General features: G+C 49.8%; 9 protein-coding genes and 2 pseudogenes. 5 read left to right on the forward strand and 6 right to left on the reverse strand.

The window, feature by feature from the left end:
* Positions 1–227 precede the first annotated feature (227 nt).
* The gene (locus IB237_RS26070; RefSeq protein ID WP_371815417.1) at positions 228–608 is read left to right on the forward strand and encodes a PAS domain-containing protein; all 381 of its coding nucleotides are present in this window, start codon (positions 228–230) and stop codon (positions 606–608) included.
* Positions 609–685: 77 nt separating this feature from the next.
* Here the strand turns inward: IB237_RS26070 and IB237_RS26075 are convergent, their stop codons facing one another.
* Positions 686–877 carry a hypothetical protein gene (locus IB237_RS26075; RefSeq protein WP_192491667.1) on the reverse strand — a complete coding sequence of 64 codons (192 nt, stop codon included), beginning with the start codon at positions 875–877 and terminating at the stop codon, positions 686–688.
* 602 nt (positions 878–1,479) lie between these two features.
* Here IB237_RS26075 and IB237_RS26080 point away from each other — a divergent pair.
* Positions 1,480–2,772: a hypothetical protein gene (locus IB237_RS26080; RefSeq protein ID WP_192491668.1), complete on the forward strand. Its 1,293-nt coding sequence runs from the start codon at positions 1,480–1,482 to the stop codon at positions 2,770–2,772.
* Here IB237_RS26080 and IB237_RS26085 read toward each other — a convergent pair.
* Entirely contained in the window at positions 2,759–3,061 is a 303-nt protein-coding gene (locus IB237_RS26085) for a hypothetical protein (RefSeq protein WP_192491669.1), read from the reverse strand. The two genes, IB237_RS26080 and IB237_RS26085, sit on opposite strands and share 14 nt — an antisense overlap.
* Positions 3,062–3,187: 126 nt before the next feature.
* On the opposite strand from IB237_RS26085, the gene IB237_RS26090 reads away from it, so the two are divergent.
* Positions 3,188–4,216 carry an acyltransferase gene (locus IB237_RS26090; RefSeq protein WP_192491670.1) on the forward strand — a complete coding sequence of 343 codons (1,029 nt, stop codon included), beginning with the start codon at positions 3,188–3,190 and terminating at the stop codon, positions 4,214–4,216.
* Between the two features lie 100 nt (positions 4,217–4,316).
* Here the strand turns inward: IB237_RS26090 and IB237_RS26095 are convergent, their stop codons facing one another.
* Positions 4,317–4,910, reverse strand: a complete 594-nt coding sequence (locus IB237_RS26095; protein ID WP_192491671.1) for an outer membrane protein — start codon at positions 4,908–4,910, stop codon at positions 4,317–4,319.
* 204 nt (positions 4,911–5,114) lie between these two features.
* Positions 5,115–6,188, reverse strand: coding sequence for an acyltransferase family protein (locus tag IB237_RS26100; protein ID WP_371815418.1), 1,074 nt, complete (start codon positions 6,186–6,188; stop codon positions 5,115–5,117).
* Positions 6,189–7,086: 898 nt separating this feature from the next.
* On the opposite strand from IB237_RS26100, the gene IB237_RS26105 reads away from it, so the two are divergent.
* Entirely contained in the window at positions 7,087–8,769 is a 1,683-nt protein-coding gene (locus IB237_RS26105; protein ID WP_192491673.1) for an SGNH/GDSL hydrolase family protein, read from the forward strand.
* Positions 8,770–9,044: 275 nt separating this feature from the next.
* Here IB237_RS26105 and IB237_RS26110 read toward each other — a convergent pair whose 3' ends face one another.
* Positions 9,045–10,067, reverse strand: coding sequence for an acyltransferase family protein (locus tag IB237_RS26110; RefSeq protein WP_192491674.1), 1,023 nt, complete (start codon positions 10,065–10,067; stop codon positions 9,045–9,047).
* 383 nt (positions 10,068–10,450) lie between these two features.
* Here IB237_RS26110 and IB237_RS26385 point away from each other — a divergent pair.
* A pseudogene (locus IB237_RS26385) lies at positions 10,451–10,771 on the forward strand (acyltransferase family protein); the annotation flags it as partial.
* 24 nt (positions 10,772–10,795) lie between these two features.
* Here the strand turns inward: IB237_RS26385 and IB237_RS26115 are convergent.
* A pseudogene (locus IB237_RS26115) lies at positions 10,796–10,900 on the reverse strand (IS110 family transposase); the annotation flags it as partial.

Here is a 10,900-nt window from a genome sequence, read left to right on the forward strand (position 1 = left end):
TTACGAGACCTGGGCCTGATGTAATCACCCAGATTGGGTAACAGGGGGCGGTTTAGTTTCGCCAGATGGGAAAAGCCGCGCGGCAAACGCCCTGCGCCTTGGTTTGTTTGGCGCGGTGGCAAAACTGTTTAAAACCTGTCCTCGAATTAAATTAATCCACACTCATAAAGCGAAGACCAATATAAGAGTTAAATTCCTGATTCCATGGCACATATTGCGGAGGCGGTGTGGGAGAGCGTGAAGGCGTCGAAGGCGGGGTCGGTTACTTCATGTGGAGTATCACCGACAACAGGCTCATCATGGATGAGGTAACATCTGAGTATCATGGGTTTTCAGCCGAAGTGGGTGCGCAGGGCGTAACAATCGAGGATATTCTCGAACGCATCGACATTGAAATGCGAGACCGGGTGGCCAGCGCCATCATGGACAGCATCACCGAAAAAGCGCTGTTTGACCAGCGTTACAAGGTCATACGCCCCGACGGAACGACCCGGATCATCGCTGCCCGCGCACGGCCGATCTTCGATGCGGACGACGCGCCGTTTCTGGGCTTGGGCGCCGTACATGAGGTCACCTTCAAGCGGCCAAGGTTATTGGGCGGGACCTAAGAGCGCAGATAACCAACCACAGCATTGACGGCGAGAACAGCAAAAGGCTGGTTGGCAAGCTGCAAAGCTGTGGCAGGTTACTGCCATAACAGACCCCTCGCCTCGAAAACATCGGTCAGCTGGCCGAGAATATCAGCCTCACTGCGATGACCGAAACGCGCGTGCAAGGTCACAGCCACGGCCCGTATATCCACAAAGTGCAGCCGGTCTGCATCCGCCTTGTCGGCGTGCTTGTGGATGGCGTCCATCAACCGTTGGTCGTCACACATGCTGTTTTTCCCACGACTGTCCATTCCAAAGAGGCATGCGCCAAGGACAAAAGCCTATGCCACCATCGCTTATCGATGTGACCGGGATCATCGAGATGATCTGGCGATGCCGGGTTGCCCATCATTAGTGGCCACCGATATGCGTTTGCCGGCGCTTTTCGCCAGAGCGAAATCGTGACAGGACAATCGAGCGGCGAGACAGGATCTCGAGGAGCCGCGCACGCTTTCGCTGCGGCCGCTATTTTACTGTGTATGTCGAGAATTGAAGTGCACGAGGTTTTCACGTTGCGCGCTCCTGTTCAGCAGGCAAGAGCACGTAACAACCCTCAGTCATCAGCGCCTACATTTCGGTTGCTGACGATGTGGCAGGGTAAGCGCCACCAATGGGTATGTCCACTCACTGATTTGTTTATTTTCAGGAGCTGCGCGGCCCGCACACTGCGGTCATGACAAGTAGAGCGAGTGTGAGAAATGCCTCGTGTCGCCTAGTGGGAAATTATCTTGGTTACTCTGCGGAACACGAACACCCAGGGTTTCATCTAAAGCCCATCGCCCCTTTTCAGGGCGGTGGGGTGGTGCCGACCGTCTTGGATTATCCAGTAATGTACGTAGTTGGAGCATCGCTAGAACAGCATGGCGCGGCAGGGCAAAGCGGTCAGAGTAGATATGGATATGCGCCCCTATCTGCGGTCAATTGGGCGAACGAATTAGACGCCGCAAGGATATTTGATTCGAACGTCCTTGTTCGGAATGGGTCATATCCGTACTTCAACCCGCCAACTAACTACGCGCAGTCAGGTTCGGGGTGGGCGTTACAAGGCGGCGGAACTAGGCCGTCGATTGTGGAGCAAATCGACGCTTTGCTTATCGTTCTTGCTGCGGCCCCTGTAGGAAGCAGGATTGCATATTTAACAGGTGGCCGGAACGAAATCGACACTATTACGGTCGAAGAATACATGGTCCACTTTAACAGGGAATACGCGCGTCTGCTACCTGTGTCTGATCTAGTCGCGGTTCCTTTGTTGTGGCTTAGGTCCACCTCGTCAGGTGGTTCTTGGGTATCCGGTGGCTCCAGTCGTCAGAAGCTGCTTGATATTAACGCTGCAATTGCAGCGACTGTCGCAGGAAACCCCAAGACTATATTGGTGAACCTGCTAGACGTTGTGAACGAGGCCACAGGGGACAGAAACCCGAAAGCGGGCTATACTCAGAGTGACGGCATACACTTTTCAGCTATAGGAGCAAAAGCCGCTGGCGCTGCGATACGGGCAGCGATTATTAGTCGTTTGACTATAAAATCCTTTGGTGGGTTCGGTACTAATATTGCTCTACCACTTTCGGGTACTGGTGGTTCGTTGACGAACGCCATTGGCGTTGCTGCTGACGGGTACTCCCTTGTGAGGGCCGGAGCTGGCCCCACTGTCGAAGGCTCTAAGGACGGAAACGTGCAGGTGGTAACAGTCACACGTGCCGCCAGTCACACGCCTGTTTGGAGTGGGTTTTCGTTCACTCTGCCAGATACAGGTAGAATATCAGTACCGGCTGGCGGCAAGTATAGAGCTAGGGCAAAAATAGTCATAGAGCCTACAGCAGTGCCGGTTTCATTGGCTTTCTTTATGTCGGAATTTATATCTACGACAGTGGTGCAGAGAGCAGTAGGAAGGTGGCACATGGTCGCTGGAGGCGAGACGCCGACAGAGGCTTCAAGCGCGGCGAGTATGCAAAATATTGATGCGACAAACGGTCTTACGCTGTGGGTTGAAACTCCCGACCTCTCTATTCTCTCGTCAGGAGTAAATATTACTCTAGCCACGTACTTGCAGGTTGCCACGCAGCAAGGTGCAGCCGCGACTGTCGTAACGAGGATTGAGAATTTGGAGATTACCGCAGCCTGACCCAATAACGCCCGGGCGATACTAGGCCAATCAACCATCCCCAGAATGATTTTCTCTTCACTTCTGGAAGGTTGAATTCGGATCGGCCCTTTGGTGTCAACGACAGAATGTAGTAATCACCGAAATCATCTTTGATCTCAAAATTAATGAAGCCCATCGCTTGAGCTTCATTAAACAACACCTGTTCTTCACCTGTGATTGAGATGTTGTTAAATGTGCAAACTCCATCGAAAGATGCGGCTGATCTTCTGTGGATTTCAACCATCAAATCATTCATTTGCGATGACATGTGAGCCTCAAGGTAGGAGTGTATTTCCCCAATAACTCAATTCATGCGCGATGTGTTCTGGGATTTTGAAACTTGAGGACTCTGCATCGCCATGCTCTAAGAACGAGCAACGCAGCGGGGTATATTATGCAAGTGAAGTCCAGAGATTATCAACTCGACATATGGCGCGCCATCGCAATCATTGCCGTCGTGTTCTATCATTCGTTTCTATTTCTAGAGTATTATTCCCTGGTGCCGGAAACATATGTCTTGCTCAACAAGGCGCTGTTCCCGGTGCTTTTGCCGCCATTTTTTGCATTGTCCGGAATGCTTCATGCGAAGTCATTGCAGTTGTCCTGGCGTGATCTATTCCGACAACGCATCGCACCACTTTTGTATCTGATGGCAATTTGGACGGTCATTAGATGGGTCTACTTCGGCTATGTGCAGGACAACGTTCGCACGCCGGAAGAAGGCAAAGACCTTATGCAATTCGTGTGGATGTGGGTTAAGCCTAATACCGGCCTTTGGTTCTTGTGGGTTCTCGCCATCTACCTCGTCGTCGCCAAACTCGTCTTGAGTGTCCCGAAAGTGATTGTCTTAACTGTTGCGGCGGCACTAACACTTATCGTTTTTGGAAGCTGGTTGGTGTTTGACGGCATCGCGTACCGAAATCTACTCCAGTACTTCACCTTCTACATGGCTGGCGTCTACTACGGTCGCGCAATGGCGCAGGCGGCATCAAGTAAGTCAGTAACCGTTTTCCTGATCGCGTTCGCAGCCTATTCTGTATTGTTTATCACGCGGCATTTAGGACTTCATCTTGAAGCAGGCCTTTGGCGTTTATTGATGGCCTTCACTGGAATTATGTGGATGGCGGCGCTTGCCAGCTTGATCGCCAAGACCTTCCTTAAAGAGCCGGTCGGGTTTCTCGGCAGAAATACAATTTCGGTGTATGTCACACACGTTATCCCGATAGCTATTTTCAGCCTTCTGTTTGCTGCTTTACCTAAAACAGCCTTGATCGTCTATTTGGGGCTGCCTGCACTAATCGTTCTCAGCACGTTGTCATCGTTGGCCATTCAGAAAGTTGCCGAGGTGGCAGGTGCAGGGTTCCTTTATCACTATCCATTTAGTCAAAAAAAGATGCCAGGCAATAAGCCTGCTGCGGCGTGACAACCCACCGCCCCTTCATCATCTGGCGCCCCGCCCCTAAAAACCAAACACAAAAAAGCCCGGGACGTGCCCGGGCTTTTTGCTACTCCGTGTGGCGTTATCAGAACTTGATACCAAGGCCGATGCGGATGGCGTGCTGGTCGAGGTCGGAATTGATGACCGGGCCACCGACGCCGGTGAAGTCGAAGTCCTTGTCGCCAAAGTTGGTGTAGCGATATTCAATGCGGCCGAAGACCATGTCGGTGAAGCCATTGAAGGTTTCTTTCTGTCCGACGCCAGCGACAGGTACGTCAAGGAAGCCGCGGCCGACGGCCCAACCAGCTGTACCGTAGAGCAGCGCACGGTCAAAGGCGTAACCAACACGACCACGGACAGAGCCCTGCCAATCAAGGCCGTAGTTGAAGGCGGTAACACCACCTATAGCGAAGGAGTCATCGCCCCAGTTCTTTTCGAGATCACCTTCGATACCGATGACCCAGTTATTGTCCAGCTGATGGTTGTAACCGACAAAACCGCCGAGGATGCCGCCGTCAAAATCAGCAGAAAAACCACCGCCGAAATCGGCGTCGTTGTTGTTCCAGGCGTAACCGCCCTGCACACCTGCGGTGAAACCGGTCCAGTTGAACAGAGGTGTCTCTTCTACGGCCACCGGTGGTGTCGGCACTTCGTAGATCGCCGCCCGTACCCGGCCCATCTTCGATGCCGACGATGGGCTCTTTCTAGGCCTTGACGCCGTGCACGAAGTGACCTTCAACCGGCCGAGGTTGCTGGTCGGGATGTAGCGATTTGAGTGGATTATCGCGCATGTAGCTGGAAAAATGTCGAGTTGTTTAAACCCGACCCACCGTCGCCGGCTTGCGGCTTTATTGAGGATTTGGCGGATGGTCAGGATAAGCTTTCATGCGCCGACTAATCGCTCTGCTGCCCGTTTCTTCGTCCGCTTTCGCCATTCATTGAATTGTCTCTCGACAACTAAATGGAACAGAATTCCGCCGATTGTGGCTACAATAAACGTGATCGCTACTGCCTGATCAATTGACGTAACAAAGCCGAAAGAAATCAGTTTCGGGTAAACACGCGACATGACTTGGTAAATGACGACTATGTGGATTAGGTAGATCGAATAAGACGCATCGCCTAGAAACGAGAAAAAATTGCTAACACGTCCGCTTACTCTCCACGAAAGTGCCGAGGTAACGATGACTGCTGCAGGAATCCCTAAGTAAAGAAATCGCCAGTTGTCGGATATCAATTCACTTCGATTTAGATGCGAAACAACACAGATGAATAGTACCGCCAGCGCCGCAATGAAGCTCGAAACACGCGGAATTTTATTAACCGCATATAGGTATCCAATAGCACAACCAAATAAAAATTCGAATACAATTGGATTACTGAAGAAAACACCGAGTGCCGAGTAGCTGTATATAGCGCTCGACACAAGCCACCCGCCCGTAATCATCACTACCAAGACAGCCAAGTAGCTACGCTTCCCAATCGCGAGTGCGGCAGCAAAGGCAAGGTAGAAATACATTTCGTACGACAATGTCCATCCGGTTCCTAAGATTGGCTGGACCAGTCCGTTTGGGTTGAATGACTGAATAAGCGCCACCGACAACACAATACGCCAAACATTAAAGTCATCAGGTATCGAGTGCGACCACGCAATCACCAACCCCATCAACACCAGCGTCGCGACGATGTAAGGTGGATATATACGCTTAAGCCGCAGCCAAATGAAATTCCCGGGTGTTTTGCGTCCTTCGGCATGATCTTTCGAGACATGCACCATAATAAACCCGCTGATGACGAAAAAGATATCGACACCAACCGCCATACCTTCACGTAACCATGACCCTGACAGCCATGAATGCGAGAGATCTTGCATATATTGTGGCTGGTAGATTGTGTATGCTCGGATGCAGTGGGAAAACACAACGACTAACGCTGCAACGGCTCTTAAAATCTGTATAGAATTAAGCTTTTAACGCGACATATTGACCCTCAAAACAATAAGTATTTCTTGTTAAAAAATCAGACATATACAATCCAATTAAAAAGCCATTCAGGACAATAATTGTAAATCACGCCCCGTAGAAATTTGCACTTATGAAAAAACAATCAATATTGGTGTCACGTTATCATATGCAACAAGTGAACAACAATGCAATTCATCTGAATGTCGCAAGGAGACAGTCTGATTCAGTGACAAAGGCTCTTTTGCAGACACATAAACCGAATAACGTGTTTCGGACCGCTGGACCCGATACGTAGGAGTTATAACTCGCGACATGTGCTCATTTTGAATAATCTGTCTGTTGCGAAAGACAGGAAACTTTGAAATCTGAAAACAATGGCGCCCTCGTACAGCATCGAGGTGTAGTATTAGTCATAGCGACAAATCTGCCGCGCTTTCATCGTGGATTTCTAGAAACAACCATTGGAAAGCTATCCAGACGACGGACATTCCGTCCGAAGGATGTACTATGGTAAAATCCAATATCGGCAGTGGCATCAACATTATCTACCGTACCTCTGCTTAATTTCCTGCACATCGCCTCAGCGATAAAATTGCCTGCTGACGTTATTTGCGGTGCAATTCGCGCACCTCAAATCAGATCAACGTCTCCAGGACATTCAGCTTAGTCAGCAAAGCTGCAGGTTCATAAACGACATTACTTCGTTTCTTTCAGTATCTACGAGTTTCCCAGCATGGCCGCTTAAGGGCAGCCAAAGCGTAAGGTTTTGCTTTGTTTTACAAAAACGCACTCAACCAAGAGATCCAGCCCTTGAAAGCACGAAGCGACGTCAAATGAAGTCAAACGCTCTTCCTTGAAAGAGCTCCCTAAAAGATGACGCGAGATATTATCATGAAAATTATCTACAGCCTGACCAATGACATCAATCCGGCAGACGAAATCATCGGCGCGGAAACGCGCGTTGCGACCGATCTAGCGCCTGGCAGTTACACACTGTCCACCAAAGTCGAGAACTCAGAAGGTTGGTCCGAAAACTTCAATCAAAATATCGTTGTTCCAACCACGGCTGATACCAACCGATGGATGTTTTTCGCGACTGGCAACAGAGTTCCGGGAGGTACATCATCACTTCCTGTTGCGGTCACGGGACTGAATTACGTTGCATCCAAACTATTCTTTGGATCCGCACCATACAAAACTCGTGAGTTTCGTTTTCATTGGTCCGGTTTTGGTATCAACGAAGGCGGAACCGCACCGCAAGAACTGTTGGCACCCGGCAATAATGTGGTGATCGACAAAGCCTGGTTAACCATTGGTAACGAACGATATCCGATCGACTTCAGCGGATCTGCAAGCGCTACCATCGCCAGCGGTTCAAATGGCGTATGGGGTCATTGCGTACCTGGCGTCGACCTGCCCGCAAACTCGGTATTTGGCGTAATTACCGAATATCATGCAGCAGTGGGCGAAAAGCTGTTGTATGGATATCGTCATCAGCAAGAACGTGGCGAAAAGATCTGGGCGTCGTCCACGCTTACTTCACTAGAAGCATTGGTGGATTCCAACGCTCCTTCAACTACTGCAATCGACAATCCTGGTAATTACAACTCGCTCACCAACCAATTCCAATGCTTTGGCCCTGACATGATGTTGGCTCGTGGTGATTACGATGAACGCCCTGTTGCGTTGGTGACATCTGATAGCCATGGCGAACAGCGAAATGAAATTGCAATGTCAGCCGATGCTCGTCGTAACATGGGTTTCCTCCGCCGTTGGCTTGACGACGTCGGTGGTCTGGGTCGTATTCCACATTTTATTATTGGCGTACCGGGTGCTGCGGCGCAGCGTGAACTGGCAACAAACGCGCTCAAGAGATGGGCGGTGCTGGATGAAGCAATCGCCTTTAATCCGGATGGAAAACGACCGTTCACAGTCGTCCTTAATCAAGTGGGCTGGAACGATAACAATACTACGGCAGCAACCTGGTCGAGCCGGATTGATGCCTTGGTCGGTCGAATTAAAGCGCGCTTCAGTGGCGTGAAGGTCGTAGGCATGACGTTGTTTGGTCGGACCACCAGCTCTTCATCTTTCTCGACAACCGCTAGCCAGACCATTACCAGCCCGTTCACTGCCGCAATTTTGGGCGCCGTGAATAACGGCATCAGGACAAATGCAAGTGGCGCATTGGACGGCTATATCGATGCATTTGAGGCCTGGTCGGACCCGATTGACACCTACAAGTGGCGCCCATACCTCACTGCGCAACAGCGAGGTACCTTTGTTGAAACAGCTGGTGATGGCGTAACAACTTGGAATACGTTCAAAACGGATGTTCCTCTGAATGTGGGGCATGACTATCGCTTCGGTACAATTAGCGGAGGCAATATTCTAAGTTCCGTGGCCAATGGTGATGGTACCTGGACAAACGTACGTGCAGCCGCATATACGGCATCGGTTCCGTCGGGAACTCCGCTTTATTATTCAGTCAGCGGAGACAGCATCCATGCATCTTCAGGCCGCACAACTGAGATTGCGGAGCTGATAGCACAGTCAGAGAAAAGCAAGCTTCTATAATAGAGCGTAAAAATTTGATGGTGGTGTAATCTATTCGATTGTGTGGCCTAAGCGCTGCGCCGTCATACAGCCATCCACCGCCATGACTAAAATACAAGAAGCCCGGAACGTATCCAGGCTTCTTACTTTTTTGCAGCGCGAATTAGTCATAACTTGCGTCCAATGGATGGCTTGCTGATCAAGCTCGATATTAACCTGCCTGCATTCGAAGCGGGTGAGAACTAACTCCGTAATGTTTGTCTAACCTCCTGCAGGATCGTCCAAACTTCCCTTCACTACCGAGCAATCGCCTCAACTCGCTGCGCGAAAGGAAGTTTGAATAACCACCACGATTGTTGGGCGTATGTGGCTATCTTGAAAAGCAACAAGCATATCGGAATAGCAAGCAAAGTCGAAATGAGGGGGAATATCAACACTCCATCACCTTCGTCTGGAACTCCGGATATATCAGCGACGTGGGCTATCGTGGCCACTATCATTACGTGGATGACGTAAATTGGAAGCGTGTTAAGTCCGATATAGATGAATGACTTCGCTAGCCGTGTGCCCGTTATAAACTGAGCTATTCCAGCCATGACAAATACGCCAGACCATGCAGCAATAAAAAGAGCTGCACCATCCACCCACCATCGCCTTGAAATCAAAGCCGCCGCTGTCACCAATAGAAAAACCACAGCACCTAAGATTACGGATGACCACTTTCGCTCTGTAATCGTTTGGAAAATCTCGCGATACTGGCATGCGGAATAGAAGAAGATGAAATACTGCAGAGTATTCTCATACGAGAAGTGAAGGCGCAAAACATCAGAAAGCGTCACAGCTGAAAGCACCGACGCCACAACGACAACGAGGAGCGGCGGAATTCCCCGCAATGCGCGTGTAGCAAGAAAGAAGATGGATAAGCTCCAAAGGAACCATGCGCCACTGACAGGTTTGATTACGGACTGAAGAAGCCAAAAAATATTGTGCCCCTCAGTCGGAGTGTTTGGATTAGGAACGATACCAAAGTAGATGTACCTGATCACGGACCACAGGACAAAAAGGTACATGTATAGTGCGACCTTATGTTGAAATACGTCTTTCCAACTTTTGTTTATCGCAGATCGAGCGAACAGCCCTGCAGCAAAAAAGAACGCAGGCATTCTGATTGGGGCTAAAAAACGGTTAATGTAAGTAAGTTCCTCAACTTCAAAATCCAAAGCCGCAAGCATCAGAGTGGCATGATAAAAAACGACAAGAACAATGGATATCCCCTTGAGGGTGTCTACCCATTCGAGACGCGGAGCCATGGTGTTCATTGGAAACCTTGCGTAATCACGGATAGAGTGACTACTAACATGCCTTATTCGTAATTTAATAAATATTGTTGCTATGCAGCATATTTTTTGCGTGGAGGTTATGAGGTAACCTTAACTCCTGCCACCCCCTCATCATCCTTGACGGCGCGAGCGCCCCCCAAGATACCAAAAGGACGGAACGTGCCCGGATTTTTGATTTTCAGTGTGAAGTGATCCGAACTTGAGGCCGGTGCGGATAGCGTGCTGCCATTCGTCAGAAATCGGACCAGTCATGTCACTTTGATCCGGCCCAATGCACTGTCACCCTGCAAAATAATCTCTAGTAACGCATCGACTAAATTGAGAATCTAAAATATTACCATAGCCTCATAATCGGGGATATTATGTTGGCAAAAGCATCAAGACTGGACTGGATTGATATTGCAAGGGGATGTTCTATCATAGGCGTAGTTCTTTACCATGTAGACGGCTACGTAGAGTTATATGACCTTGATCATAGTTTGTACGGCGGGATTAACGACCTTCTCCGTCCGATCCGTATACCTCTGTTTTTCGCTATATCCGGCATGCTTGCAGGAAACGCGTTGCATTCGTCTTGGGCGGCATTGTTTTCTCGGAAAATTTGGACGTTTGCCTTTTTGTTCGGATTCTGGGGACTCGCGCGGTGGCTATATTTTGGCCAAGTGCAGGAGAACGCCGTGAAACCGAATGAGCGACTGTCTTGTTCGTCAAGCGTCTTGCCATGGTTTTTGATCCCTGATGATGGCGTTGAGAATGGTCAGCAGTTTTCGCATCGTTGCGACAATCGCGACGATCTTGGGTTTGCCAGCATC

The sequence above is a fragment of the Agrobacterium sp. AGB01 genome (assembly GCF_014851585.1).
GTDB lineage: Bacteria > Pseudomonadota > Alphaproteobacteria > Rhizobiales > Rhizobiaceae > Agrobacterium.

Coding starts and splice junctions, on each gene's coding strand:
- IB237_RS26075 (WP_192491667.1), bottom strand. CDS start 877: ATGTGTGACGACCAACGGTTGATGGACGCCATCCACAAGCACGCCGAC.
- IB237_RS26080 (WP_192491668.1), top strand. CDS start 1,480: ATGTACGTAGTTGGAGCATCGCTAGAACAGCATGGCGCGGCAGGGCAA.
- IB237_RS26085 (WP_192491669.1), bottom strand. CDS start 3,061: ATGTCATCGCAAATGAATGATTTGATGGTTGAAATCCACAGAAGATCA.
- IB237_RS26090 (WP_192491670.1), top strand. CDS start 3,188: ATGCAAGTGAAGTCCAGAGATTATCAACTCGACATATGGCGCGCCATC.
- IB237_RS26095 (WP_192491671.1), bottom strand. CDS start 4,910: ATGGGCCGGGTACGGGCGGCGATCTACGAAGTGCCGACACCACCGGTG.
- IB237_RS26105 (WP_192491673.1), top strand. CDS start 7,087: ATGAAAATTATCTACAGCCTGACCAATGACATCAATCCGGCAGACGAA.
- IB237_RS26110 (WP_192491674.1), bottom strand. CDS start 10,067: ATGAACACCATGGCTCCGCGTCTCGAATGGGTAGACACCCTCAAGGGG.